The sequence below is a fragment of the Streptomyces sp. NPDC024632 genome (genome assembly GCF_055559175.1).
The window spans coordinates 284,288-309,497 of record NZ_JBVHLD010000001.1 but is presented as its reverse complement, the minus strand read 5'-3'; the positions used below and the strand labels follow the sequence as shown (position 1 = coordinate 309,497).

Sequence of the window (25,210 nt, the reverse complement as noted above, 5' to 3'; positions counted from 1 at the left end):
CCCGCCGGGCGGACCTTCAGGTTGCGACCGTCACCGACGTCAGCAGCTCGGCCACCAGGGCGGGGCCGTTCAGGGTCAGGACGGACTCGGGGTGGAACTGGACGCCGGCGAAGCCGGGGCCGCGCAGGGCGTGGACGTCGCCGGTGGCGGGGTCCAGGCTCAACTCGACCTGGTGCATGGCCAGTTCCTCCGCGACGGCGGAACCGGGGGCGCAGCGGGCGGTGAAGGTGTTGTAGAAGCCGACGGTCTCGGGGCGTCCGAAGAAGTCGATCCGCTCCTGGGCACCCTGCGCGGGACGCGCCTTGCGGACGATGTCGAGGCCGAGTTCGGCGGCGAGCAGTTCGTGGCCGAGGCAGACCCCGAGGATGCCGTGCCGGTGCCGGGCGACGAGATCGGCCGCCAGGCCGCGCAGCAGCCGCATCTTGGGGTCGGCGGTGTCCGACGGGTCGCCGGGCCCGGGGCCGAGGACGACCGGCCCCGGGTGGCCCAGGGCGGCCTCCCGCAGACCGGGCTCGTCGAAGCGCCGTACCGTCACGGCCAGCCCCGAGGAGCGCAGGACGTGCGCGAGCATCGCGGTGAAGGTATCCTCGCCGTCCACCACCAGCGCGTGCCCGGTCGGCGGCGCCTCGTCCGTGCGCGCGGTCCGCATCCGCAGCCAGAACGGGGCGAGGTGCGCCCGCCGGGCGTCCAGCGCCGCCCGTACCCGGATGTCGTCGGCCAGCCTCGGCCGTACCCCGCTCGCCGGGGCCGCGGGGGCCGGGCGGACCCCGAGGGCGGTCAGCACCCCGGCGACCTTGGCGTGGGTCTCGGCGACCTCGCCGTACGGATCGGAGTGCCGGACGAGGGTCGCGCCGACCGGCACCTTCAGCTCCCCGGCCGGGGAGATGTCGGCGGTGCGGATGAGGATCGGCGAGTCCAGGGTCTGCGCGCCGCCCGCGTCGCGGCCGAGCAGGGCGAGCGCGCCCGCGTAGTAGCCGCGCCCCGCGCCGTCGGGCCCGACCGGCTCGTAGCGCTCGATGACCCGGCACGCGTTCTGCACCGGTGAGCCGGTCACGGTCGCGGCGAACAGCGTCTCGCGCAGCACGTCCCGCACGTCCATGGTGGAGCGCCCGCGCAACTCGTACTCGGTGTGCGCGAGATGGGCCATCTCCTTCAGCCGCGGGCCGACGACGACCCCGCCGAGGTCGCCGACGGTGCACATCATCTTCAGCTCCTCGTCCACGACCATCGTCAGCTCCTCCACCTCCTTCGGGTCGTGCAGGAACGCCAGCAGCCCCTCGGCCGACGGCCCTTCGGCCGGGTAGCGGTAGGTGCCGCTGATCGGGTTCATCACCACCGCGCTGCCCGACATCCGTACGTGCACCTCGGGGCTCGCCCCGACCAGGGTGCGCTCGGGCGTGTGCACCACATACGTCCAGTACGCGCCGCGCTCGCCGCGCAGCAGCCGGGCGAAGAGCGCGAGCGCCGCGTCCGGGCCGTGGTCGGCGACCGTGCCCCGGAAGGTGCGGCGGATCACGAAGTTGGCGCCCTCGCCGCGCCCGATCTCGTCCTCGATGACCCGCTCGACGATGCCCGCGTAGGTGTCGTCGTCCACGTCGAAGTCGCCGCCCTCGACGCGTACCTCGCGGTCGGGCAGCGCGGCCAGCAGGTCGGCGAGCGCGAACGCGTACGACTCGTCGGGCCGCAGGACGGTCAGCGGGGTGCCGTCGTCGTGGACGTCGAAGCCGCGCTCGCGGATCTGCCGGAACGGGACGAGGGCGAGCGCGTCGGTGGCCGGGGAGCCGTCGGCGGGCGCACCCGTCGGCAGCGGGATGTCGGCCAGCCGCTCGACGGACCCGACCGGGCCGAGCAGCACCTCCACCACTTCGTCCGGGCGGCCGGGCGTACGGCGGTGCAGCAGCGCGAACGGCGGGCAGCCGGGGGCGGTCAGGCGCTCGACGAGGGCGTGCGGGGTGGGCTGGGTGACGTGCACGGCGGTTCCTTCCAAGGGAGTTCGGAAGGGGCGGCCGGCCCGGCGGGGAAACGCCGAAGGCCGCCCCTGGGGGCGGCCTTCGCGAAGTGTCGTGCGCGCGATCAGTGGGCCGCCGGAGGAGCGGTCCACCACCAGTTCTGGTTCAGCGACTGAATCGTCGTTGTCGGCGCGTTCATACCGCCGACCTTAGCGCACGGCCCGCGGGTGGGACAGCCGGTTCCACCCGCGGGCCGGGCCCGTGGTCACGCGCGGCGGCGGTGGGTCAGAACAGCAGGTTGTACGCGTTCCAGCCGCCGCCGATCTGGGACTTGGCAGCGAAGGGTCCGCCCGTCGCCGTCCCGGTGCCCTTGTAGAACCACAAGGTGCCCGAGGCGTCCCGCGCCACGGCGTCCGGCTTCCCGTCGCCGTTGAGGTCGCTGACCCCGACGATGGTGTTGTACGCGTTCCAGCCGCCGCCGACCTTCACCCGCGCCGCGTACGGGGCGGTGGGGCTGCCGGTGCCCTTGTACAGCCACAGCACACCGGCGGTGTCGCGGGCCAGCAGGTCCGCCTTGCCGTCGCCGGTGATGTCACCCGTGCTGATCAGCATATTGAAGATGTTCCAGCCGGGACCGATCTTCACCTTGGCCGCGAACGGCGCCGCCGGGTTGCCCGTGCCCTTGTACAGCCACAGGTTGCCCGAGGAGTCGCGCGCGATCAGGTCCGGCTTGCCGTCCCCGGTGATGTCCCGGGCGCCGATGATCATGTTGTAGACGCCCCAGCCCGCCCCGGTCTTCAGCCGCGCCTTGAACGGCCCGGACGGCTTGCCGCTGCCCTGGTAGTACCAGAGCACGCCCGAGGTGTCGCGGGCCACCAGGTCACCGGTGCCGTCCGCGCGCAGCGCGGTCATCGCGGTGACCGTGTTGAAGATCTGCCAGCCGGGACCGACCTTGAACTTCGTGTAGAAGGGCGTGGTCGCGCTGCCCGTGCCCTGGTACTGGTACAGGCCGCCGGAGGCGTCGCGGGCCAGCAGGTTGTAGCGCGTGGTGCCGGAGTCCGCCGCCGTGCTGGTCTTGAGCTGGACGTCGCCGGCCTTCACCCAGGCGATCCGGTGGTTGTAGCGGATCGGGTAGAAGAGGTTCGTCTTGCCCTGCACCAGCGTGCGGTCACCGGCCGCGGTGCCCGCGAAGGTCCCCGCGAACCAGTAGTCGCCCGCCTTCTGCACACCCGCCGTCGGGTACGCCTGCCCGGACAGCACGCTGTACTTCGTCAGCGACGCGTTGTTCTGCGACTGCACCGGCACGTTGGTGCCGGTGTACGCCGCGTCCTCCGGATACGCCCGGCCGTAGACCGGGATCGAGGTCGCGCCGGTCTTCGGGGTGATCACGCTGGTCGGCGCGACGACCGAGGTGTACTGGCCGCCGGGGTTGCGGAACCACAGCTTCTTGCCGCCGTACCAGATGGCCGTCCAGTCGTTCTGCGCCTCGGCGACGACGTAGGCGCCGCCCGCGAGGACCTTGTTCGACCAGTTGGAGCCCTCGGTCGGCAGCGGGCCCGTACCGACGTACGGGTCGGTCGGCTGCGCGGCCGTGGTGGACGGCGAGGTGTACAGGTACAGGAAGTTCGCGGGCTGCGCGGCCACCGCGGTGCCGCCGTTGGTCAGCTTCGGCTGGTTCGCCGTGCTGTACGGCGGGACGACCCGCACGAGCTGGCCGGCCTTGACCGGACCGCCCGCGCCGCCGGCGCCGTCGGGCGCGCCGAGCAGCGACATGTAGTGGTTCCAGTCGAAGAACGGTCCCGGGTCCCAGTGCTGCGCGCTGACGTTGGTGTCGAGCACGCCCGGCACCTCGTCGTGGCCGATGATGTGCTCACGGTCCAGCGGGATGTTGAACTTCGCGGCCAGGTACTTCACCAGCGTCGCCGAGGACTGGTACTCCTGCTCGGAGACCCACTGGCCTTTCTTGATCGCGTAGCCCTCGTGCTCGATGCCGACCGAGTGCATGTTCACGGTCTTGTTGGCAGCGTGCCACGCCTCGTTCTTGGTCTCCACGGCCTGGGCGACCTGGCCCTGGCCGCCGACCACGTAGTGGGCGCTGGCGTACCGGGACACGTCCTTGAATGTCGCCAGGGTGCCCGCGAAGGTGCCCTCGGCGTCGTGGATGACGATGTAGCGGATGTCCTCGCCGTTGGCGGGCCGGTTCGACTCGTTGTAGTTGCCGAAGTCGTCCGCCGCGGAACCGGCCTTGGCGTAGGTGGCCGGGTCGAAGGTGCAGTGCAGCTCGGCCGGGCACTCGGGGGTCGGGACGGCCGCCGTGCTCGCGAACGTCGCCGTCACCGGGACCTTGGCGGGCTTGACCACCCGCACCGTCGGGTCGGCGGGCAGCGTCAGCGACTGGCCGTCGGTGGTGACCCGGCTGACGCCGGTCTTCACCGAGCCCAGCACGCGCTCCGCGAAGAGCTGCGCGCCCTGCGGGTCGGTCGACTGGCTGTAGCGCGCGATGCCCGCGTACCACTGGCCGGGGTCGGCCGGCAGCGAGCCGGTGGCCTCCTTCTGGTACCGCGCGAGCAGCGCGGCGCCCGCGCGGACGCTCTGCCGCTCGTCGGTGCGTACGTCCTCTTGCGAGGTACGGGTCAGCTTGGCCGCCGCGTCCAGCGTGTGCAGCCGCGGGTCGTCGGTGTTCACCTTCGCCGGGTCGGACCTGAGCGCCCGCGCGGCGTTGAAGTGCTTGGTGACCACCGGGTCGCCGCTGAGGTTCACCTCCGCCAGCTTGTCGGCGGTGCTCGACTCCTCCAGGTCCTCGGGCTCGACCTGGGTCAGCCCCATGACGTTGTACGCGCCCGTGGTGCTCGGCTGTCCGTTGTGCGCTTCCCACAGCGTCTGCTGGTACGAAACGGCCATCAGCACGCTCTGCGGGACCTTGAACTCCTTCGCCGCGGACGCGAAGGCGTCCTGCAACGAGGTGGTGGAGCCCTCCGCCTTCGCGTCCGTCCCGCCCCCGGATGACGGTGTCGCGATGGCGATGGTGCCGTAGGTGGCGACGGAGGCCAGCACGACGGCGGCGGCTCCGTAAGCGATCAGTGATTTCTTCCGGCGGTGTCTACGTGTCAACGCGCAGCCCTCGGCTATTCCGGCACGCGAGTCGCGCGCCCTCCCCTTGATGACCGCGGGGTTTGGCGGTCACCGGCCCTGGGGCCGGTCCGGCGGATCGCGAACGGCCCCTTCGGCTGCTGGACCGCTCGTGCAATCAGCCCGACGGGCCTAGGCGGCCAGACATTAGCAGTCACGGAAGGGGCAGGAGTGGACCGGGTCCGTGTCGCCCGCCGGACCTTTCGCCTCCGTTTTCGACCGATGGTGGCCACCGGGTCCGTCTCACTTCCTGAGCGGGGCCATAAGCACGTGACACGACCCCGTAATGTTGGGCCCGTGACCGTGAACGCAGATATCCACGCCGGTGACAACACCTGGCATTCTCTTCCCGCGGCGCAGCAGCCTGAGTGGCCCGACTCCGAGGCTCTGCGCGATGTGATCGCCGACCTCGCCTCGTATCCGCCGCTCGTCTTCGCGGGGGAGTGCGACCAGTTGCGCAGTCGCCTGGCGGCTGTGGCCAAGGGTGAGGCGTTCCTGCTCCAGGGCGGTGACTGCGCGGAGGCGTTCGACGCCGTCGGCGCGGACCAGATCCGCAACAAGCTCAAGACGCTGCTCCAGATGGGAGCGGTGCTCACCTACGCGGCGTCCGTGCCGGTGGTCAAGGTCGGCAGGATCGCCGGGCAGTACAGCAAGCCGCGCTCCAAGCCGACCGAGACCCGCGACGGCGTGACCCTGCCGACCTACCGCGGCGACTCGGTCAACGGCTTCGACTTCACCCCCGAGGCCCGCATCCCGGACCCCGAGCGGCTCAAGCGGATGTACCACGCGTCCGCGTCCACGCTGAACCTGGTGCGCGCCTTCACCACCGGCGGTTACGCCGACCTGCGCCAGGTGCACGCGTGGAACCAGGACTTCGTCAAGTCCTCGCCGTCCGGGCAGCGTTACGAGGCGCTGGCCCGCGAGATCGACAACGCGCTGAATTTCATGGCCGCCTGCGGCACCGACCCGGCCGAGTTCCGCACGGTCGAGTTCTACGCCTCCCACGAGGCGCTGCTGCTCGACTACGAGACCGCGCTGACCCGTACCGACTCGCGGACCGGCCGGCTGTACGACGTGTCGGGCCACATGGTGTGGATCGGCGAGCGGACCCGGCAGCTCGACGGGGCGCACATCGAGTTCGCGTCCCGGATCAGCAACCCGATCGGCATCAAGCTCGGTCCCGGCACCAGCCCGGAGGAGGCGCTCTCCTACATCGAGCGCCTCGACCCGGAGCGCGAGCCGGGGCGGCTGACCTTCATCGTGCGGATGGGCGCCGACAAGGTGCGCGACAAGCTGCCGACGCTGGTGGAGAAGGTCACCGCGTCCGGCGCGCAGGTCGCCTGGGTCTCCGACCCGATGCACGGCAACACCTTCGAGGCGGCCTCCGGCCACAAGACCCGGCGCTTCGACGACGTGCTCGACGAGGTCAAGGGCTTCTTCGAGGTGCACCACGCCCTCGGTACGCACCCGGGCGGCATCCACGTCGAGCTGACCGGTGACGATGTCACCGAGTGCGTCGGCGGCGGCGACGAGATCTTCGTCGACGACCTGCACCAGCGGTACGAGACGGCCTGCGACCCGCGGCTCAACCGCAGCCAGTCGCTGGACCTGGCCTTCCTCGTGGCCGAGATGTACCGCGGGCAGTAGCGCGCGGCGGCCCCACCGGCCGTTTCGTCCAGAGGGGCGCGGATCACACCGATCCGCGCCCCTCGGCGCTTTTCCTGACCAGGGGCGCCGGGTAAGGTAAGGGTAACCTCAGCTCCTGAGGCACTCCTGGGCCCTGATCGGCGGTGACCGCGTGTACGTCTGCTCCTGCTTCGGCATCACCGAGCAGCAGGTCAAGCAGCACGCCGACGACGGCCGCTGCACCCCGCGCCAGATCGCTTCCGCCTGCAAGGCGGGCACCGACTGCGGCTCCTGCGTCAAGCGCATCCAGGGCCTCCTCGGCCGCGGCGCCGCCCCGGCCACCACCCGCACCCAGCGCCTCGCGGCGATGCTCGCGGACGCCCGCGGCGCGGAGCAGCCGGCCGCGGCACGGGTCGAGCCGGACGTCCCGGCGGCGGCCCGCGTCGAGCGGATCGCCGTGCCCGGCGCCAACGAGCCGCCCGCCGCCGCGCAGGCGGCCTGACCGGGGCCGCGAAGCGCGGCTACGGGACCGCGGCGCGCCGGCCGGCGGGACCGTCCGTCAGGATTCCGGCTGCTCGATGAGCTGCGCGATGTACAGCGGCTCGCCCAGCTTCTCGACCAGTTCGAGCTGGGTGTCGAGGTAGTCGATGTGGTGCTCCTCGTCCTCCAGGATCGACTCGAAGATGTTCGCCGAGGTGATGTCGCCCTTGGCGCGCATGACCTCGATGCCGCGCCGCAGGCGGTCGATCGCCTCGACCTCGACCTGGCGGTCGGCCTGGAACATCTCGGTGACCGTCTGGCCCACCCGGACATGGAAGAGCCGCTGGTAGTTCGGCAGCCCGTCGAGGAAGAGAATCCTGTCGGTCAGGATCTCCGCGTGCTTCATCTCGTCGAACGACTCCGACCGGGTGTACTTCGCGAGCTTCGTCCAGCCGAAGTTCTCCTGCATCTTCGCGTGCAGGAAGTACTGGTTGATCGCGGTCAGCTCAGCGGTCAACTGTTCGTTGAGGAACTCGATGACCTCGGGGTCGCCCTGCATGGCAACGCCGTCCTTCCGATCGGGCTGTCAGGTTCCGCGCATCTTCGCACTGCTCAGGCATCTGATCCAGTAAGTGCAGGCTTACGTTCCGGGGCCCGGCTTGCCCGGAAAGACCCCGCCCGGTCGGAAGCATCACGCCCCGTCTGTCACCATGGAGACATGGGTCAGTCCGAACGCCAGACGGGGGAGCTTCCTCCGGGGCAGCGGATCCAGCGGGGCTGGCCGGTCACGCACTACGGCCCCGTACCCCGTTTCACGGCGGACCGCTGGGAGTTCCGGGTCTTCGGCGCGACCGCCGACAACGACAAGACCTGCTGGAACCACGAGGAGTTCTCCGCGCTGCCGTATGCCACGGTCGTCGCCGACTTCCACTGCGTCACGAAGTTCTCGATGCTCGGCATCGAATGGGGCGGGGTTTCCACCGATACCGTGCTGAAACTGGCGCCGCCCGCCGACGACGTCACGCATGTGATGGTGTGGGCCGAATACGGATTCAGCTCGAATCTGCGGATCGAGGACTTCATCGACGACAAGTCGATATTCGCGACCCATAAGGGCGGCGAACCCCTCACTGCGGAACACGGATTTCCGGTCCGCCTCGTCGTCCCCGGCCTCTACGCCTGGAAGGGCCCCAAATGGGTCCGCGGGGTGGAGTACATGACGGCGGACCGCCGCGGCTTCTGGGAGGAGCGCGGCTATCACAACCTCGGTGACCCCTGGAACGAGCAGCGGTACTCGTACCAGGAGGAGCCGGGCGACGGGCCCGAGCTGTAGCGGCTCAGTGGTGGTACTGGTGCACCACCGCGTGGCCCTTGCCCCGCCCGATCAGCCACTTGTTGACCGGGGTCGTGACGGCGAAGGCCACCACGAAGGAGAGCGCCAGGCTCACCCAGAACAGGGCGTCGGCCAAGGTCGCGTCCATGGCGCCGGGGAAGACCAGGATCGTGCCGTTGTCGGCCAGCTCCATGAAGATGATCGACACGGTGTCGGCGGCGAGCGCCACCCGCAGCGCCGAGCGCGGGTCCAGGCCCGCGCGCAGCACGCCGCGCATGGTGAGCGAGTAGCCGAAGACGAAGGCGAGCACGATCGCCAGCAGCATCGTCCGCACGTTGTCCCAGCCGAGCGCCGTGCCGATCAGCATGCCGAGGACCTCGCCGATGGCGCAGCCGGTGAGGCAGTGCAGGGTCGCCTGGGCGGCCGTCCGCCAGCCCGCCCCGCCGCCGCTGCCGCCGTGGTGCGCGTGCGCCGCGTGGTCGTGGGCCGCGTGGTCGTGAGCTGCCTGGCCGTGAGCCCCCTGATCGTGCGCCGCGTGGTCGTGGGCCGTGTGCTCGTACGCCATGGGATGTCCCCGTCCTCAGGAAGTGCGTGCGGTGCCTTGCGGTCAGCACAACCACATACCCCCTGGGGGTATTCCTGAGGGGGCGGGAACAGCCCCTATCCGCGCAGCTCCTTCAGCAGCTTCACGTCCGACGCGTGCCCCTCGGGGCCGCCCGGCGTCTCGATGACCAGCGGCACGCCCTCCGTCGCCGGGTGCCGCAGCAGCTCACGGAACGGCTCCGCGCCCAGATGGCCCGCGTCGATGTTCGCGTGCCGGTCCTTGCGCGCCCCGCACACGTCCTTGCTGCCGTTGGCGTGCACCAGCCGCAGCCGCCCCTCGCCCGCCGTCGCCGCCAGTTCGTCCAGCATCGCCGTCATCCCGCCGGGCGCCGCCATGTCGTGCCCCGCCGCGAAGGCGTGACAGGTGTCCAGGCACACCCCGAGCCGGGGATGCCGGTCGAGCGCCGCCATGTACGGGCCCAGGTCCGCGACCAGCGAGCACAGCGAGGAGCCCTGCCCCGCCGTCGGTTCCAGCAGCAGCCACGGGTCGTCGTCGTGCGTCAGCTCGTCCAGCAGCGGCCGTACCCGCTCGCGCACCTGCGCCAGCGCCACCTCGCGGGTCCTGCCGCCGGTCGCCGAGCCGGTGTGCACCACCACGCCCAGCGCGCCGATCGCCCGCGCCCGGCGCAGCGAGTGCCGCAGCGACTCCACCGAGCGGTCCACCGTCGCCTCGGTGTGCGAGCCGAAGTTGATCAGATACGGCGCGTGCACGTACGCGGGCAGGTCCAGCTCCGCGCAGCGCGTTCGGAACTCCTCGTCCTGGGCAGGGCTGCCGGGCGGAGTCGCCCAGCCGCGCGGATTGGCCGCGAAGACCTGGACGGTCTCCGCGCCGATCCGCTCCGCGTACCCCAGCCCTACGGTGGCCAGCCCGCCGGCCACCGGCACATGGCTGCCCACCGGATTGCGCGACCGCATCAGCCCGCCGCACCCGTCGGCGCGTCCGTCACCACGCGCATCAGCGCACCCAGATGGTGATCGTCGCGCCCTTGGGCGCCTGCCCGCCGCCGTCGGGGGACTGGCTGAAGACGGTGTCGCCGAAGAACACGGTGATCACCCGGACGTCGAAGCCCGCGTCCTGGAGGATCTGCTTGGCCTCGTCCTTCTTCTTGCCCGTCACGCCCGGCACGTCGAACTGCTGCTGGCCCTTGGACACGGTGATCGTCACCGTGTCGCCGGTGCCGACCTGCGTCCCCACCTCCGGGGACGCCAGCGCGACCTGGTCCTTGTCCGCGACGTCGGAGAACACCTTGTCCGGCGCCAGGACGACCTTCAGACCCGCGTCCTCGAGCTGCTGCTGCGCGTCGGTGACCGAGTCGCCGATCACGTCCGGCACGTCGACCGGAGCCCCGCGCGACACCTTGATCGCCACCGGGGTGTCGGGCGCCCGGCGGATGCCGCCGGCGGGGTCGGTGGAGACGACCTGACCGCGGGGCACGTCCTCGCTGAACTCCTGGGCCACCGTGCCGGGCGTCAGACCCGCGTCCTTCAGCTCCTTGCGCGCGGTCTCCAGCGGCTTGCCCCGGACGTCGGGCACCTGGACCTGCTGCGGGCCCTTGGAGACCTTCAGCGTCACCGTGCCGTTGTCCCGGACGCGCTTGCCGGGACCCGGATCCGTCGAGATCACCTTGCCGCGCGGCACCGTGATCGAGAAGTCCCGTGTCACCTTCGCGCGCAGCCCCGCCGCGTCCAGCTTCTTCTCCGCGTCGGCCTGCGACAGCGCCAGCACCGCGGGCACCTTCGTGAACTGCCCGTCGCTGATGTACCAGACGCCCGCGCCGACCCCGAGCAGCACCAGCAGCGCCAGCACCACCGCCAGCGGCCCGCGCCGCCGCGGCGCACCGTCCCCGCGGCCCCGCCGCCGCGGCTGCCGCGGACCCGCGGGCGGCTCCTCGGGCGGCGGGGGCGGCAGCAGCAGCCTGCTCGTACGGTTCAGCTCGCCGCTGTCGGCCGCCGCCGGTACCGGCGGCGCGGACGCGGGCATCGGCTCCGACGCGAAGGCCGCCGACGGATAGCGGTGGACGACGCTGGTCGGGTCCTCGGACCCGGCGCCGCTCATCTCGCCGATGGTGTCCGCGGGCTCGCGGTCCAGCTGCGCCGGGGTCAGCGCCGCCCGCACGTCGCGCACCTCGGCCAGCAGGTCCACGGCGTCCGCGGGCCTGCCCCGCGGGTCACGGCAGGCGGCCCGCGCCACCAGGGCGTCCAGCGCGGGTGCCAGACCGGCGACGACCGAGGACGGGGCGGGCACGTCCTCGTTGAGGTGCTGGAACATCACCTGCGCGGGCGTCGTCCCGTCGTACGGCTTGCGGCCGGTCAGCGTCTCGTACAGCACGACCCCGCACGCGTACACATCCGTGCGCTGGTCGACCACGCCGTGCCCGATCTGCTCGGGGGCGAGGTACGAGACGGTGCCCAGCAGCGAGCCGGTCGACGCGCTGGTCTGAGTGTCCACCGCCCTGACCAGGCCGAAGTCGGCGACCTTCACGCGGCCGTCGTCCCCGATCAGCACATTCTCCGGCTTCATGTCGCGGTGGACCAGGCCCGCGCGGTGCGCGGCGCCGAGCGCCGCCAGCACCGGCTCCATGATGTCCAGCGCCGCCCGCGGCTGGAGCGCCCCGCGCTCGCGCACCACGTCGCGCAGCGTGCAGCCGGCCACGTACTCCATGGCCAGATACACATAGGTGCCGTCGGCGCCCTGGTCGAACATCCCGACGACATTCGGGTGCGCCAGCTTCGCCACGGCTTTGGCCTCGCGGATGAAGCGCTCGACGAAGCCGGTGTCGGTCGCCAGGGCCGGGTGCATCACCTTGAGCGCGAGCACCCGGTCGAGGCGGGTGTCCACGGCCCTGTACACCGTGGCCATCCCCCCGACAGCGATGCGCGCCTCGACCCGGTAACGGCGGTCGAGCGTCTGCCCGACGAGCGGGTCCTGCACGGTCGTGTCCACGATCGCCGATTCTACGAGGCCGGAATGCCCCGAACGGCGCTGCGCGCCCGGTCTGTACCCCACCTGTTGCGTGCCGCAACGCTTCCGTGACCTCCGGTCCCCCTGCCCGGGTCGGCGCCCTTCCCCGGGGCTCCGCCCCTGTACGGCCCTTCACGGAGGGCGGCGGGCCGATCCTTCAAGGGCGGCGGAGGGCACGTCCTGTGCGCGGTGGACGCGGGGCCCTGGACCTAGAAGGCGGGACGTTCGGGGTCGAGGGAGGGGAGACCTTCGGACGGGGAGGAGGGGAGGGCGAAGTGGCGGCGGGGGATACGCCCGGCACGAAAGGCCAGGCGCCCGGCCGTAACGGCGTGACGCATGCCCTCGGCCATGAGAACCGGCTGCCGCGCCCGCGTGACGGCCGAGGCCAGCATGACGGCGGCGCACCCGAGTTCCATGGCGAGCGCGGCGTCGGACGCCGTCCCCGCCCCGGCGTCGAGGACCACGGGAACACCGGCCCGCTCGGTGATGAGTTGAAAATTGTGCGGGTTGCGGATTCCGAGCCCCGACCCGATCGGCGACCCGAGCGGCATGATCGCCGCGCACCCCACGTCCTCCAGCTTCCGCGCCAGCACCGGATCGTCGCTGGTGTACGGCAGCACCGTGAAGCCGTCGTCCACCAACGTCTCGGCGGCGTCGAGGAGTTCGACCGGATCGGGCAGCAACGTCCGCTCGTCCGCGATGACTTCCAGCTTCACCCAGTCGGTGCCGAGGGCCTCACGCGCCAGCCGCGCGGTCAGCACGGCCTCACCGGCCGTGAAGCACCCGGCGGTGTTGGGCAGCACACGGATGCCGTGCCGCCGCAGCACCGACAGCACCGACCCCTTCGTCGTGGGGTCGAGCCGCCGCATGGCGACGGTGGTCAGCTCCGTACCGGACGCGAGCAGCGCCTGCTCCAGCACCTCCAGGCTCGGCGCCCCGCCGGTCCCCATGATCAGCCGCGAGGAGAAGACGGCGTCCCCGATCCGCAGCGGGTCGCTGACGTCGACAGCGGAAGTCGTCATCCCTCAGCCCCCCTGCACGGCGGTGAGGATTTCCACGCGGTCACCGTCGGACAGCGGCGTCGCCGCCCACCGGGCGCGCGGGACGACCGTCTCGTTGAGGGCGGCGGCCACGCCGGAGGCGGCCGGGGTGAGGTCGGCCACCAGGGCGTCGAGGGCGAGGGGCGCGGGCAGGGAGCGGCGCTCGCCGTTCACCAGGACCGTGATCGTCATACGGTCTGCTCCTCACGGGCGGCGGCGGCCGGGGGACCGGATACCGGGAAGACGGGCACCGGGACGGCCGCGAAGCGGGAGGCGGCGAACGGCCGCGCGTACGCGGGCAGTTCGCCCGTGACCAGCACCTCCGCCATGATGTCGCCGGTGATCGGGGTGAGCAGCACGCCGTTGCGGTGGTGGCCGGTGGCCAGCAGCAGGCCGTCCAGCGCGCCGCGGCCGAGGAGCGGGGCGTTGTCCGGGGACCCCGGCCGCAGGCCCGCCAGGGTCTCGGTGAGCGGCAGTTCGGTGATGCCGGGCACCAACTCGTGGGCGTCCCGCAGGAGTTCGTAGACCCCGCCCGCGGTCACCGTGGTGTCCCAGCCCAACTCCTCGCTGGTCGCGCCGAGTACCAGCTCCCCGTTCTCGCGCGGCACCAGGTACACATGGCTGCCGCGCACCACCGCCCGGACCGTACGGGACAGGAACGGCGCGTGGCCCGGCGGGATGCGCAGCCGCAGGATTTGCCCCTTCACCGGCCGTACCGGCGGCAGCGCGGCCTCGGGCACGCCCGCGATCCGGCCGCTGTCGCTGCCCGCGGCCAGCACCGTACGACCGGCCGTGACCGCCGTACCGTCGTCGAGCAGCGCGCCGACGGCCCGGCCGCCCGAGATCTCGACGCGGGCCACCGCCGAGCGGTGCAGGATCACACCGGCCAGCTCCGCGGCCCGCAGCAGCGCCGTGGCGAGACGGCGCGGGTCGACCTGGTGGTCGCCGTCCACCCGCAGTCCGCCGCGGACACCGGGGGCGAGCAGCGGTTCGAGGCGGCGGCAGTCCCGGCCGCTCAGCCACTCCGAGGGCAGGCCCAGCGAGGTCTGGAAGGCGTGCAGATTGCGCAGGTGCGCGCGGTCGTCGGCGTCCAGCGCGACGGTCAGGGTGCCGCAGGCGCGGAAGCCGACGTCGAGGCCGGTCGCCTCGGTCAACTCGGCCACGAAATCCGGGTATCGGCGCGCCGACGCCAGATTGAGGTCCAGCAGCGTCTGCTCGCCGTACTGCGATTCGGTGACCGCGGCCAGCATGCCCGCCGCCACCCGCGCCGCGCCGCCGCCGGGGTCCGGGTCGGCCACGGCGGTCCGCAGGCCGCGCTGCGCCGCCCGCCAGGCGGTGACCAGGCCGATGATGCCGCCGCCCACCACCAGGACGTCGTACGACGCCGCCGCGCGGGAACTCCGCGGCGCGGCCGTAGGAGCCGCCGGTCCGCTCGGCGCCGCCGGTTCAGGTGTACCCATCGAATACCGCCCTCCCTTCGCCGGAATGACCCGGATCAGGTTCGTACGGTCGGCGGCCGTCCAGCCGCCCTCTCAGCCCGGTGCGTCCGGGCTCCCGCGTGTTCTCTGGCCCCGACACCATATCCCCGCCCGCCGCCCGGGGGTGGCCCGGCGTCGTCGGCGGCCCGTACCGACTACCGTGAATCATGTGAACGACGTCGTGATTGTCGGGGCCGGGATGGCCGGGGTGCAGACGGCGGTCTGCCTGCGCGAGCAGGGCTGGCGGGACGGCATCGTGCTGGTCGGCGACGAGCCGCACCCTCCGTACGACCGCCCGCCGCTGTCGAAGGCGGTCCTGCTCGGCACGGCGGGCGAGGACACCGACGTCCGCTTCGACGTCGACTTCGACGCCCTGGACGTGGATCTGCGCCTGGGCGTACGGGCGCAGGGGCTGCGGCCAGGCGACCACGAGGTCGTCACCGACAAGGGCGGCCTGCGCTACGGCCGTCTCGTCGTCGCGACCGGCGCCTACCCCGTGGCGCTGCCCGGCACGGCGGGCCTGCCCGGCGTCCACCTGCTGCGCACCCTGGACGACGCGGCGGCGCTGCGCCCGGTGCTGGACGCCCACAAGGACGTCGTGGTGGTCGGCGCGGGCTGGATCGGCGCCGAATTCGCCACCGCGGCGCGGCAGGCGGGCTGTGAGGTGACCGTCGTGGAGGCCGCGGACCGGCCGCTGTCCGGCGCGCTGCCCGCCACCATCACCGGCCACATGCGGGCCTGGTACGCCGACGCCGGGGTACGGCTGCTCACCGGCACCGCCGTCGCCGAGGTCGAACCCGGCGCCGTGGTGCTCGCCGACGGCACCCGGCTGCCCGCCGCGGCCGTCGTGGTCGGCATCGGCGCCAGGCCCGCCACCGGCTGGCTGGCCGGTTCCGGCGTCGGCCTCGGCCCGGACGGCGCCGTACTCGCCGACGACCGGCTGCGCACCACCGCGTCCGACGTGTACGCCGTCGGCGACTGCGCGTCGTTCCCGTCCGCGCGCTACGGCGAGCGGCTGCTCATCCACCACTGGGACAACGCCGTGCAGGGCCCGCGGACCGCCGCCGCCAACGTCCTCGGCGGCGACGAGGCGTACGACCCGGTGCCGTACTTCTGGTCCGAGCAGTTCGGCCGCTTCGTGCAGTACGCAGGGCACCACACGGGCGCCGACACGATGCTGCTGCGCGGCGACCCGGCGAGCCCGTCCTGGTCGGTGTGCTGGCTGCGCGGCGGCGCCCTGGCCGCGCTGCTGGCCGTGGACCGGCCGCGGGACCTGGCGCAGGCCCGCAAGCTGGTCGCCCGCGCGGCGGTGCTGGACCCGGCGCTCGCCGCCGACCCGGCGGTGCAGCTCAAGTCGGCGGCCCTGCGCTGAGCGGGGCGTCCCGCTAACGGCGCAGTGCCGCAGCGGTTGTCGGCGGCGGGTGGCACCCTTGTCCTGTGACTGTTTTCTCGTCGGTTGACGCACACATTGACGCTCTCGTCCCCTCGTGGCTCACGCTGCCCGAGGTCGCGGAGCGGCTCGGACTCGACATCACCCGGATTCGCCCCCTCATCAAGGAGGGCCAGCTCATCGCGGTCCGCCGTGGTGAGAACAAGGTGCTCATGGTGCCCGCGGACTTCGTCGGCGAAGGCGCCATCACCAAGGGCCTGTCCGGCACGCTCACCGTGCTCAAGGACGACGGGTTCTCGGACGATGAGGCGCTGGAATGGCTCTTCACGCCCGACCCGAGCCTCCCCGGCACCCCCGCCCAGGCACTGCGCGAGAATCGCGGGACCGAGGTGAAGCGCCGAGCGCAGGCGCTCGCCGTGTAACCCGTACGCCTCAGGGGGAACCGCCCGCATGACGACCACCGCCGCCGCCACCGCCGTGGGCACCGCCCGTGACCGGCTCGCCGCCGCCCGGCTCTATCTGTGCACCGACGCCAGGACCGAGCGCGGCGACCTCGCCGAGTTCGCGGACGCGGCACTGAGCGGCGGGGTGGACGTCATCCAGCTCCGGCACAAGGGCATCGAGGCGGGGGCCGAACTGGCGGCCCTCGCCGTCCTCGCCGAGGTCTGCCGCAGGCACGGCAAGCTCCTCGCGGTCAACGACCGCGCCGACGTGGCGCACGCGGCCCGGGCCGACGTCCTGCACCTCGGCCAGGGGGACCTGCCGGTCCCGGCCGCGCGCGCCATCCTCGGCGACGAGGTGCTGATCGGGCGCTCCTGCCATGCCCCTTCCGAGGTGGACGCCGCCGCCGTGGAGCCCGGCGCCGACTACTTCTGCACCGGGCCCGTCTGGCCCACGCCCACCAAGCCGGGGCGTCCGGCCCCGGGGCTCGACCTGGTCCGGCACGCCGCCGGGCTCACGACCGACCGGCCCTGGTTCGCCATCGGCGGCATCTCCCTCGACAACATCGCCCGGGTCCGCGCCGCCGGTGCGCGCCGCGTCGTCGTCGTCCGCGCCCTCACCGAGGCCGCCGATCCCGCCGGCGCGGCCTCCGCCCTCCGCGCCGCCCTCGCCTGACACCTAGGCGGTGAGCATTCCCGGGGCCCGGCCCCTGGACGGTCCTCTCCCGCCGGCGGCAAGCCGGTCTTTCCGGGGCGCGGCCCCGAGGCGGTCTTTCTGCCAGGGCGGCTGGCCGATCTTTTCAGGGGCGCGGGGAACTGCGCGGCCCGCCCCCACCGGGCTGTCAGCCCGGAAACAACAGCGTCTGCCCCGCTGGGGCCGGTTCTCAAAGGCCCGCCACCGCCGTGGCCGAGCGCGCAGTTCCCCGCGCCCCTAAAAACCCGGTGTGCCGTCCCCGGCAGAGGGACCGCCCGGGGTCGCATCACGGGAAAGCGGGGACCCGCGGGAGGGGAGGGTGGCTTCAGCGGGGCCTGACGGGGGGCGAGCCCCGGGGAAGGCGCGGGCATGGGCGCCAAGCCCACCCGGTGTCCAATCCGTGGACCGCCGGTGGCCAGGAAACGGACGTACGAGGTCATATCGCCCCGTCCGGTTACGGACGGTGGCCAGCCGGGGCTAGCCTTCAAGGCATGGCTTTGGGGACACCTTCCACGCGAACAGACCGGGCGATCACGATCCGTGAGCTCCTGGCGCGGGGCGAGCGCTCGTACTCGTTCGAATTCGCCGCGCCGAGGACGGAGAAGGGCGAGCGGACGCTGTGGAACGCGATCCGCAGGATCGAGGCGGTCGGCCCCACGTTCGTGTCGGTGACCTACGGCGCGGGCGGCTCCTCGCGGGAGGGCACGGTGCGGGCCACGGACCGGATCGTGTCGGACACCACGCTGACCCCGTGCGCGCACCTCACGGCCGTGAACCACTCGGTGGCCGAGCTGCGCAACATCATCGGGCAGTACGCGGACGCCGGAATCCGCAACATCCTGGCTGTGCGCGGGGACCCGCCGGGCGACCCGCTCGCGGAGTGGGTGCCGCACCCGGAGGGCCTGACGTACGCGGCGGAACTGGTCCGGCTGATCAAGGAGTCCGGCGACTTCTGCGTCGGCGTGGCCGCGTTCACCGAGATGCACCCGCGCTCCACCGACCCGGCCGAGGACACCCGGCACTTCCTGGACAAGTGCCGCGCGGGCGCCGACTTCGCCATCACGCAGATGTTCTTCGACGCGGAGGACTACCTGCGGCTGCGCGACCGGGTCGACGCGGCGGGGTGCAGCACCCCGATCATTCCCGAGGTCATGCCGGTCACCAACGTCCGGCAGATCGAGCGTTTCGCCCAGCTCGGCAACGCCCCCTTCCCCTCCGACCTGGCCGAACGCATCCTCGCGGTGCAGGACGACCCGGTCGCGGTCCGGGCGATCGGCATCGAGTTCACCACCGAGATGTGCCGCCGTCTGATGGCGGAGGACATTCCGGGGCTGCACTTCATTACTCTTAACCACTCGACAGCGTCGCTGGAGATCTACGAGAACCTCGGTCTGCACCAGCGGACGTGACCGGCTCGGTACAGTCGGCTCGGTCCAGTTAAGGAAGTGGGCGCATGGGCTACTCGGTGCTGTACGTCGCCTTCGGAATCGTCGCGCTGTGGCTGCTCGGTGAGGTACTGCTCCAGTACAAGGCGCGGCTGCGCTATCGCGTACTGGCCTTCGCCGGGTTCCTGGGCGTGGTCGTCGGCGTGTCCCAGCGCAATGTGATCATCATCGTGCTCGGCGCGCTCGCCTTCGGCGCGGGCCAGTCCTTCGTGACGCTCTCCTACAAGCGCGGCTTCTCCACCGGCTGGGCGCTCGGCGGGCGTCCCGGCTCCAGCCGCCGCCGCAGGAAGGGCGGGATGACCGAGCCGGTGCTGGAGGTCAGCCCGGTCGAGGAGGAGTACCCGGAGGAATTCGCCGCCGCCCGGCAGCCGGGTCCGCGCGACGAACTCGACGCGGACGAGCCCGATCTGTTCGGCGGCGGGCGGCCGTTGGACTCCGGCCAGATCTACCAGCCGGTCCCGATGCACGAGGACAGCGGCGAATACCCGGTCTACGACGGCCAGTCGACGTACACCCCCGACCCGTACACCAGCGGCGGCTACGAGGGGTACGGCGCGCAGGGCTATGCGGGCTGGGGCGGCGAACCCCAGCCCGCGGCGGCCTCCTACGCCGGTGACGGCTCCGACCAGTCCGGCTGGGGCGGCCACGAATACGGCTACGACCCGGGCGCCTACCAGGAGCCCGCCCCCGCCCCCTACGGCTACGACACCCCGGCCGGCGGCGGCGAGCCCTACCCGTACCCGTATCCCCAGCCGCAGCCGCAGCCGCGGTACGAGACCTACGGCGGTCAGCAGGAGCAGGAGCAACAGCCGCTGGGCAGCGACCCGTACGGCTACCCGTACCAGCAGCAGCCCGACCCGCAGACGCAGCCGTACATCCCCCAGCAGCAGTACCAGTCGCCGTACGAGCAGCAGCAACCGCCCCAGCAGGAGCAGCAGCCGCAGTACGCCGACCCGTACGACCCCTACCGCTACTGAGAGTTCGGCCCGCCGCCCGGCCCGCTACCCGGCCTGGGTGCGGGCCGCGTGCAGCAGTGACGGCAGCCGGGCCGCCGCCGTGCCCAGGCCGTTGGGCGCGGCCCAGGTCTGGGCGGGCAGCACGGCGGCCACGTGCGGGAAGTCCCGCCGCAGCGTCTCCTCCTCGTAGCGGTGGCAGCCCTCGTGCCAGGTGAGGATGCCCGCCAGCCAGTCGCGCAGCTCCTGCGCATAGCCGAGCAGCACCTCGCGCGCCGCGTCGTCGAGTGCGAACTCCTCGAAGAGCGTGGGCAGTTGGTTCTCGGTGATGTGCTGGAACTCCTGCATCCGCGCGGCCATCAGATCCCCGACCACGTCCATCGCCTCCTGCGGCGAGCAGTCCAGGAAATTCTGCACGACGAGCACCGCGTTGTGGATCTCCCCCTCGAACTCGATCTCCTTGCGGTACGAGAACACGTCGTTGAGCAGGCAGGCGAAGTCGGCGGCGGCCACCTCCATGGACTGCACGGGCCGCGAGCGGTAGACGGCGTCCGGCAGCGCGTCACCGTGGCCGATCCGCGACAGGCTCATCGTCAGGTCGGAGCCGAAGGTCTTGCGGCGCATCTCGATGTAGTCGACCGGGTCCGGCACCCGGTTCTGCTTCTGGTTGGCCAGCTCCCACAGCCAGCTCTCGCACATGTCCTCGACGGCGAAGCGGAATTTGCCCCGCGCGTCGGGGGACATCGGGCCCGCGGTGCGCCGCCACAGGTCCGCCAGACCCCGCTCCAGCGCGCTCACCGGCGTGGGCGCGGGCTCGTCGCCCAGCGGCATGAACAGCTTGAACCGCTCGGTGGCCAGCCGGGCCGCTCCGGCGTCGGGGGACCGGCCGAAGACCAGCGGGTAGTAGTCGTCGCCGTAGGTGCCCCAGGTCAGCCAGTCCGTGGTGAGGTTCAGCTCCTCCGGCGAGGCCGCCGGGTGGATGCCCGCCGCGCACAGCGCGAAGTCGTAGTCGGCGAGCTTGCGTTCGTTCCACAGCCCGCCGGGGACGGGGAAGCCGGGCTCCGCGCCGAGGATGCCCATCGCCCGGCCCCACTCCATGTTGTGCCGCCGGGCGGTGTCCAAGTGCGGGCTGAGCGTGGTCTCGAACGGCATGTGGATCTCGGCGCGCCGGACCGTGTCGGTGCGCTGGTGCGGGGCGTGCGAGAAGGACCGGGCGCGCTGCGGCAAGGTCGCGGCCAGCGAGTGCAGGATCTGCGCGGCCGAGGTGCCCAGGCCCGTCGGCCCGCCGATCGCGCCGCCGCCGATACCGGCGCCCGCGCCCACTGCGCGGGAACTGCCGTCCGCGCCGTTCATGTACCGGCTGGAGCGCATGTGCCACTCGTGGCCGCCCGACTGCCAGTCCTGGAGTCCCTTGACGTACGCGAAGACGCCGAGACGTTCGTGCGGGGTCAGGCCGAACTGCCCGAACAGCGGCTCCACTTCGGTGAGAGCGGTGTGCTCGAACTGGTGCAGCCGCGAGGTCAGCAGGTCGTTCACCCGGTCCGCTGCCTGCTGGGCGGTCAGATCGAGGAACCGCTCAAGGACCAGGACGGCGTTGGAGAGTTCGCCCTCGTCCTCGATCTCGCGCTGGTACGAGAACAGGTCGTTGCGCAGGTGCACGCTGTCCGCGAAGCAGTCGCGCAGCACCCGCATCGCACGGCTCCCGGCGATCCGCGCCGGTACCTCGGCGCCCGCCGCGTGCTCGATCAGATTCGCCGACCAGGGCGCGCCGCCCACCTTGCGGCGCATCTCGATGTACTCGATCGGATTCGAGACGCGGCCCGCGTTGATGTTGGACAGCTCCCAGAGCGACTCCTCCAGCAGGTAGTACGTGCTCTCGTGGAACCGCTCCCTGAAGTCCTGCGACATCGTCGGCACCGTGCGCGCCCACAGGTCCGCGAGCCCCGCCTCGACCTGGTTGGTCGGCTCCGGCACCGGCTGTCCGAGATCCACCGGCATGAAGGCGGGCAGCCGGTCCAGGTACGCCTTCGCGCCCTGCATGTCCTGGCTGCGCTTGAAGATGTCCAGGAAGTGGTCGTCGAAGAAGAACACCCACACGTACCAGTCGGTGACCAGGTCCAGTTCGGGACCCGACGCGTCGGGATGGGTGTACGCGCACAGCAGCGCGTAGTCGTGGGCGTCGTAGTCCGCCTCGTCCCAGATCTCTGAGCCCTCGATCATGTCCATCTCGCGGGCCCACGCCTTGGAGTGCTCCCTGGCCCGTTCCAGGTGGGGGTTGAGCCGCGCCGGATACGGCACGTAGAACTGCGGGAGTTCGAAGGGCTGCGGCATGCTTCGTACGGCCTTCCGCTCGGTGATCACGGGCCGCCGTTCACGCTAGGCGGCCACCGCGCGCCCCCGGAGCGCCCGCCGGGCTTTTCCGTCCGATCGGTTGAATCCGGGCGGTGGCCCGCTTAAGGATCTTCGCGGCGGTAACGGGGGCGGCAAGAGGCGGACAGCGGACGGGAATCCGTCGAGCGGGCCGTCAACGAGCGCGCGGCGCACGCCCGTTCACCGGCTGCCGCCGGGCCCGCCCATGATCAGGTCGGCCACGATCGCGCCCGACATGCCCGCGTGCGGCAGTCCGCCGCCGGGGTGGGCCCAGCCGCCGACCCGGTAGAGACCGGGCAGCGCGTCGGCGTTGGGGGAGCGCAGCAGTGAGCCGTGCGCGCCCGCGAGCGCCGGGGCGGGGACCGAGCCGCCCGGTGCGCCGGTCTCGCGTTCCGTGTCCGCCGGTGTCCGCACGATCCGCCACAACTCCCGCTCCCGCAGGCCGGGTACGGCCGCCTCCGCGGCGGCCACCGCCCGCTCGGTGACGGCGTCGGCGGCGCCGGGAGCCGTCCAGTCCAGGCCGGCCCGGCCGTGCGGCGGCACGGTCACCCTCACGGTGACCGCCTCGTGCCCGTCATCCGGGCGCAGCGCGGGGTCGTCGGGCCGCAGCACCGTCACCGTGGGGACGGCGTCCGTGGTGCCGGGGGAGTCGAATGCCCAGGTCAGCGCGCGCTCGCGGTCCGGGGCGTGCACGACCGTACGGTGCACGGCGTCGGCCGGGCGCGCGCCGCGCAGCGCCATGTGGACGGTGAGGACGCCCCGCGGGTGCCGCGGGCCCCAGTCGGGCAACTCGTCCTCGGACTCCCAGGGCAGCACGTGGTCCCGGTAGAGCGCGGGCAGCGGCGCGCCCGCCACCACGAAGTCGGCCTCCGCCGTACCGCCGTCGGCCAGTTCCACCCCGGCGGCCCGGCCGTCCTTCTCCAGCACCCCGGTGACCTCGGCGCCGAACCGGAACTCCACCTTCCGCGCCAGACAGCGCGCGTACACCGCGTCCGCCAGCGCCCGCAGCCCGCCGGGCACGTACCAGACCCCGAAGGTCTGCTCCACGTACGCCAGTACGGTCGCGGAGGCGGGAGCGGTGCGCGGGTCGAGGCCGTAGTCGAGCGGATAGCTCTCCAGCAGCGCGGCCAGCCGGGGGTCGCGCAACTCGCCGTCCGCGACGGCGGACAGGGTCCGCGCCCGCGCCGGGCGGCGCAGCAGACCGCGCTTCCCGGCCGCCGGATACGGGTCCTCGCGCAGCGCGGCGGTCGCCCCGGACACCGCGTCCTCCAGGAGGGGCCTGCGAGTGGCCTCCCAGGCTTCCCGGGCGCGCAGCATGACCTCGCTCCACCGCTCGCCGCTTCCGGCGCCCAGAGCGCCGTCCAGCGCCTCCATGACCCCGGAGCGCGACGCGTTGGGCAGCGTCAGATCCGTACCGTCGGCGAAGACGTGGCGGGCGGCCGGATCGGCCTGCGCCAGACCGACGGACTGTTCGAGCGACTCCCGGCCGGTCTTGACGAACAGATCGCGCTGCACGGCGGGCAGCAGCAGGAGACCGGGGCCGGTGTCGAAGGCGAAACCGTCCCTCTCGACCCGGCCCACACCGCCGCCGTACGTCGCCGACCGCTCGTGCACCACCACCCGGTGGCCGCCGATGGCGAGCCTGGCCGCCGCCGCCAGCGAGCCCATACCCGCGCCGATCACCGCAATCCGTGCCATGGCAGGGACTGTATCGAAGGCCGCCCGACAGGCTCTCAGGTGGGCGCCGGGGTGCCGTTCCGGTTCTTGCGCTCCCTGCGCTCCCTGCGGCGGCGCAGCGCGCGCCGGATCCGGGACAGCAGCAGGAGCACGACGGTCATGCCGAGCACCAGCAGCACCGCCGCGATGATCGCGGCGGGCAGCGGATGGAAGAGCGCGAAGGTGACGATGCTCGCGACGCCCAGGTCCTCGGCGAGGCTGACCACGATATTGCTCGCGGGCTCGGGCGAGGTGTTCACCGCCAGCCTCGTGCCCGCCTTCACCAGATGGCTGGCCAGCGCCGTGGACCCGCCGACCGCGCCCGCCGCCAGCTCCGACAGCGAACCCGACTGCCCGGCCAGCAGCGCCGCCACCACCGCGCCCGCGACCGGCCTGATCACCGTGTGCACGGCGTCCCACGCCGAGTCCACGTAAGGGATCTTGTCGGCCACCGCCTCGCAGAGGAACAGGGCGGCCGCGATCAGCAGCACATCGGTGCGCTGGAGCGAAAGCGGCACCTCGTCGGTGATACCCGCCCTGCCCATCACACCGAGCAGCAGCACGACGGCGTAGGCGTTGATCCCGCTCGCCCAGCCGCTGGTGAAGACCAGCGGAAGTACGGACATGCGCGGGACTCTAGCGAACCGCGCCCACTGTCACCGAGTGAAATCGCGCGGTCATGAGTATCCGTACCTAGACGCGCGGTTGAGTACGTTCGCGGATGGGGCGTCGGCCGGGAAACCGGAAGAGTGGGGACCGCGGACGGGCTTCGGTGCCAGAACCGCCGACACGGGGCGGCGGAAGTACACCGGTCCGTACGTGAACGGGGGGCGCACGGGGGAGGCGCTGTTCTGGCACGGACCTGCGGGGGACCGGACCCTGCCAGAACAGCGCACCCGCGGACCGCTCACTGGCGCGCCGAACGCCCGCCGACCCTGCCCTGGAGCAGCCGGGACAGCGCCGCGTGCACCTCGTCGATACCGCGCTCCGGCTGGAACGCCTGCCAGTCCAGCGCGGCGACCAGCACCATCCCGAACAGCGCGGACGCCGTCAGCGGTACGTCGATCTCGTCGTTCAGCTCACCCTCCGCCACGGCCTCGCCCAGCACCTTCTCGACCACCGCCACCGCCTCCTGACGCAGGATCATCAGCGTGTCCTGCCAAGCGCGGTTGGTGCGCCACAGCTCGGCCACGTATAGCTGCGTGAAGGACGGGTAGCGCACGATGAAGTCGAGCCCCGCGTGGATCATCGCGTCCAGCGCGTCGACCTTGCCGCCGCCCTTGGCCTCCGCGTCCTGCGCGGCCTCGCGCAGCGAGACGGTCAGCAGACCCACGCCGTGCCGCAGCAACTCCTCGAACAGGTCGTTCTTGCTGGCGAAGTTGTAGTAGACGGTGCCCTTGGCGACCCCGGCCCGTTCGGCGATCTCGTCGACCGTGGTGGCGGAGAAGCCCTGTTCGGCGATGAGGGTGACGGCGGCCTCGTACAGCTTCTGACGAGTGGCCTGGCGTCGTGCGGTGGTCATGGTGCCGATTCTGCCTGTCCGGCGTCCGGCATGTTCAACGGGCACGTTCACCCGGCGGATTCCGGCCACCGCGCCAATGT

At 72.3% G+C, this 25,210-nt stretch carries 21 protein-coding genes and 1 riboswitch; of the genes, 8 read left to right on the top strand and 13 right to left on the bottom strand.

Features of this window, described 5'->3' with window-relative positions; all coding sequences use genetic code 11:
- Window positions 1-16: 16 nt before the first annotated feature.
- Both ACZ37P_RS01355 and ACZ37P_RS01350 read right to left on the bottom strand, forming a co-directional pair.
- The gene (locus ACZ37P_RS01355) at window positions 17-1,972 is read right to left on the bottom strand and encodes an anthranilate synthase family protein (RefSeq protein WP_467344245.1); all 1,956 of its coding nucleotides are present in this window, start codon (window positions 1,970-1,972) and stop codon (window positions 17-19) included.
- Between the two features lie 262 nt (window positions 1,973-2,234).
- Window positions 2,235-5,000, bottom strand: coding sequence for an N-acetylmuramoyl-L-alanine amidase (locus ACZ37P_RS01350; RefSeq protein ID WP_467344608.1), 2,766 nt, complete (start codon window positions 4,998-5,000; stop codon window positions 2,235-2,237).
- A 375-nt stretch (window positions 5,001-5,375) separates the two neighbouring features.
- Between ACZ37P_RS01350 and ACZ37P_RS01345 the strand changes: the two genes are divergently transcribed.
- Both ACZ37P_RS01345 and ACZ37P_RS01340 read left to right on the top strand, forming a co-directional pair.
- Window positions 5,376-6,725: a class II 3-deoxy-7-phosphoheptulonate synthase gene (locus ACZ37P_RS01345; RefSeq protein ID WP_355334194.1), complete on the top strand. Its 1,350-nt coding sequence runs from the start codon at window positions 5,376-5,378 to the stop codon at window positions 6,723-6,725.
- Between the two features lie 151 nt (window positions 6,726-6,876).
- Window positions 6,877-7,206: a (2Fe-2S)-binding protein gene (locus tag ACZ37P_RS01340; protein ID WP_467344244.1), complete on the top strand. Its 330-nt coding sequence runs from the start codon at window positions 6,877-6,879 to the stop codon at window positions 7,204-7,206.
- A gap of 57 nt (window positions 7,207-7,263) precedes the next feature.
- On the opposite strand, the gene bfr is transcribed toward ACZ37P_RS01340, so the two are convergent.
- Complete coding sequence (gene bfr / locus ACZ37P_RS01335; RefSeq protein ID WP_188284346.1) at window positions 7,264-7,743, bottom strand: bacterioferritin; 480 nt, start codon at window positions 7,741-7,743, stop codon at window positions 7,264-7,266.
- A gap of 159 nt (window positions 7,744-7,902) precedes the next feature.
- On the opposite strand from bfr, the gene ACZ37P_RS01330 reads away from it, so the two are divergent.
- Window positions 7,903-8,517, top strand: coding sequence for a sulfite oxidase-like oxidoreductase (locus ACZ37P_RS01330; RefSeq protein WP_355334188.1), 615 nt, complete (start codon window positions 7,903-7,905; stop codon window positions 8,515-8,517).
- Between the two features lie 4 nt (window positions 8,518-8,521).
- Here the strand turns inward: ACZ37P_RS01330 and ACZ37P_RS01325 are convergent, their stop codons facing one another.
- The 6 genes from ACZ37P_RS01325 to thiO form a co-directional block, all read right to left on the bottom strand.
- A complete protein-coding gene (locus ACZ37P_RS01325; RefSeq protein WP_401714728.1) occupies window positions 8,522-9,082 on the bottom strand; it encodes a DUF4396 domain-containing protein in 561 nt (186 codons plus the stop codon).
- 95 nt (window positions 9,083-9,177) lie between these two features.
- Entirely contained in the window at window positions 9,178-10,035 is an 858-nt protein-coding gene (locus tag ACZ37P_RS01320; RefSeq protein WP_355334183.1) for a deoxyribonuclease IV, read from the bottom strand.
- Window positions 10,036-10,075: 40 nt separating this feature from the next.
- A complete protein-coding gene (pknB, locus tag ACZ37P_RS01315; protein WP_467344243.1) occupies window positions 10,076-12,064 on the bottom strand; it encodes a Stk1 family PASTA domain-containing Ser/Thr kinase in 1,989 nt (662 codons plus the stop codon).
- Window positions 12,065-12,291: 227 nt separating this feature from the next.
- Entirely contained in the window at window positions 12,292-13,104 is an 813-nt protein-coding gene (locus tag ACZ37P_RS01310; RefSeq protein ID WP_467344241.1) for a thiazole synthase, read from the bottom strand.
- A 3-nt stretch (window positions 13,105-13,107) separates the two neighbouring features.
- Entirely contained in the window at window positions 13,108-13,314 is a 207-nt protein-coding gene (thiS, locus tag ACZ37P_RS01305) for a sulfur carrier protein ThiS (protein WP_355334176.1), read from the bottom strand.
- Complete coding sequence (thiO, locus tag ACZ37P_RS01300) at window positions 13,311-14,582, bottom strand: glycine oxidase ThiO (RefSeq protein WP_467344239.1); 1,272 nt, start codon at window positions 14,580-14,582, stop codon at window positions 13,311-13,313. Before thiO ends, thiS begins: the two co-directional genes overlap by 4 nt.
- Window positions 14,576-14,690: riboswitch (TPP riboswitch) on the bottom strand. It overlaps the preceding gene by 7 nt.
- Before the next feature lie 109 nt (window positions 14,691-14,799).
- On the opposite strand from thiO, the gene ACZ37P_RS01295 reads away from it, so the two are divergent.
- The 5 genes from ACZ37P_RS01295 (at window position 14,800) to ACZ37P_RS01275 (ending at window position 19,546) form a co-directional block, all read left to right on the top strand.
- Complete coding sequence (locus tag ACZ37P_RS01295; RefSeq protein ID WP_401304991.1) at window positions 14,800-15,972, top strand: NAD(P)/FAD-dependent oxidoreductase; 1,173 nt, start codon at window positions 14,800-14,802, stop codon at window positions 15,970-15,972.
- A gap of 65 nt (window positions 15,973-16,037) precedes the next feature.
- On the top strand, window positions 16,038-16,412 hold the full coding sequence (locus ACZ37P_RS01290; RefSeq protein ID WP_355334168.1) for an Rv2175c family DNA-binding protein: 375 nt from the start codon (window positions 16,038-16,040) through the stop codon (window positions 16,410-16,412).
- A gap of 28 nt (window positions 16,413-16,440) precedes the next feature.
- The gene (gene thiE / locus ACZ37P_RS01285; protein ID WP_467344237.1) at window positions 16,441-17,106 is read left to right on the top strand and encodes a thiamine phosphate synthase; all 666 of its coding nucleotides are present in this window, start codon (window positions 16,441-16,443) and stop codon (window positions 17,104-17,106) included.
- A 509-nt stretch (window positions 17,107-17,615) separates the two neighbouring features.
- Entirely contained in the window at window positions 17,616-18,533 is a 918-nt protein-coding gene (gene metF / locus ACZ37P_RS01280; RefSeq protein WP_355334163.1) for a methylenetetrahydrofolate reductase [NAD(P)H], read from the top strand.
- A gap of 44 nt (window positions 18,534-18,577) precedes the next feature.
- The gene (locus ACZ37P_RS01275) at window positions 18,578-19,546 is read left to right on the top strand and encodes a hypothetical protein (protein WP_467344234.1); all 969 of its coding nucleotides are present in this window, start codon (window positions 18,578-18,580) and stop codon (window positions 19,544-19,546) included.
- 24 nt (window positions 19,547-19,570) lie between these two features.
- Here ACZ37P_RS01275 and ACZ37P_RS01270 read toward each other — a convergent pair whose 3' ends face one another.
- From ACZ37P_RS01270 to ACZ37P_RS01255, 4 genes are all read right to left on the bottom strand, one after another.
- Entirely contained in the window at window positions 19,571-21,853 is a 2,283-nt protein-coding gene (locus ACZ37P_RS01270) for a terpene synthase family protein (RefSeq protein WP_467344606.1), read from the bottom strand.
- A gap of 219 nt (window positions 21,854-22,072) precedes the next feature.
- Window positions 22,073-23,590, bottom strand: coding sequence for a phytoene desaturase family protein (locus ACZ37P_RS01265; RefSeq protein ID WP_467344233.1), 1,518 nt, complete (start codon window positions 23,588-23,590; stop codon window positions 22,073-22,075).
- Between the two features lie 35 nt (window positions 23,591-23,625).
- Window positions 23,626-24,234, bottom strand: coding sequence for a DUF4126 domain-containing protein (locus ACZ37P_RS01260; RefSeq protein ID WP_355334153.1), 609 nt, complete (start codon window positions 24,232-24,234; stop codon window positions 23,626-23,628).
- Window positions 24,235-24,515: 281 nt separating this feature from the next.
- On the bottom strand, window positions 24,516-25,130 hold the full coding sequence (locus ACZ37P_RS01255; RefSeq protein ID WP_467344231.1) for a TetR/AcrR family transcriptional regulator: 615 nt from the start codon (window positions 25,128-25,130) through the stop codon (window positions 24,516-24,518).
- Window positions 25,131-25,210: the final 80 nt, after the last annotated feature.

What these genes read in the sequence shown, in the direction of transcription:
- thiE (WP_467344237.1), top strand. Translation starts at nt 16,441, where the DNA reads ATGACGACCACCGCCGCCGCCACCGCCGTGGGCACCGCCCGTGACCGG.
- bfr (WP_188284346.1), bottom strand. Translation starts at nt 7,743, where the DNA reads ATGCAGGGCGACCCCGAGGTCATCGAGTTCCTCAACGAACAGTTGACC.
- ACZ37P_RS01255 (WP_467344231.1), bottom strand. Translation starts at nt 25,130, where the DNA reads ATGACCACCGCACGACGCCAGGCCACTCGTCAGAAGCTGTACGAGGCC.
- metF (WP_355334163.1), top strand. Translation starts at nt 17,616, where the DNA reads ATGGCTTTGGGGACACCTTCCACGCGAACAGACCGGGCGATCACGATC.
- ACZ37P_RS01320 (WP_355334183.1), bottom strand. Translation starts at nt 10,035, where the DNA reads ATGCGGTCGCGCAATCCGGTGGGCAGCCATGTGCCGGTGGCCGGCGGG.
- ACZ37P_RS01310 (WP_467344241.1), bottom strand. Translation starts at nt 13,104, where the DNA reads ATGACGACTTCCGCTGTCGACGTCAGCGACCCGCTGCGGATCGGGGAC.
- ACZ37P_RS01325 (WP_401714728.1), bottom strand. Translation starts at nt 9,082, where the DNA reads ATGGCGTACGAGCACACGGCCCACGACCACGCGGCGCACGATCAGGGG.
- ACZ37P_RS01260 (WP_355334153.1), bottom strand. Translation starts at nt 24,234, where the DNA reads ATGTCCGTACTTCCGCTGGTCTTCACCAGCGGCTGGGCGAGCGGGATC.
- ACZ37P_RS01330 (WP_355334188.1), top strand. Translation starts at nt 7,903, where the DNA reads ATGGGTCAGTCCGAACGCCAGACGGGGGAGCTTCCTCCGGGGCAGCGG.
- thiO (WP_467344239.1), bottom strand. Translation starts at nt 14,582, where the DNA reads ATGGGTACACCTGAACCGGCGGCGCCGAGCGGACCGGCGGCTCCTACG.
- ACZ37P_RS01295 (WP_401304991.1), top strand. Translation starts at nt 14,800, where the DNA reads ATGGCCGGGGTGCAGACGGCGGTCTGCCTGCGCGAGCAGGGCTGGCGG.
- thiS (WP_355334176.1), bottom strand. Translation starts at nt 13,314, where the DNA reads ATGACGATCACGGTCCTGGTGAACGGCGAGCGCCGCTCCCTGCCCGCG.
- ACZ37P_RS01275 (WP_467344234.1), top strand. Translation starts at nt 18,578, where the DNA reads ATGGGCTACTCGGTGCTGTACGTCGCCTTCGGAATCGTCGCGCTGTGG.
- ACZ37P_RS01270 (WP_467344606.1), bottom strand. Translation starts at nt 21,853, where the DNA reads ATGCCGCAGCCCTTCGAACTCCCGCAGTTCTACGTGCCGTATCCGGCG.
- ACZ37P_RS01265 (WP_467344233.1), bottom strand. Translation starts at nt 23,590, where the DNA reads ATGGCACGGATTGCGGTGATCGGCGCGGGTATGGGCTCGCTGGCGGCG.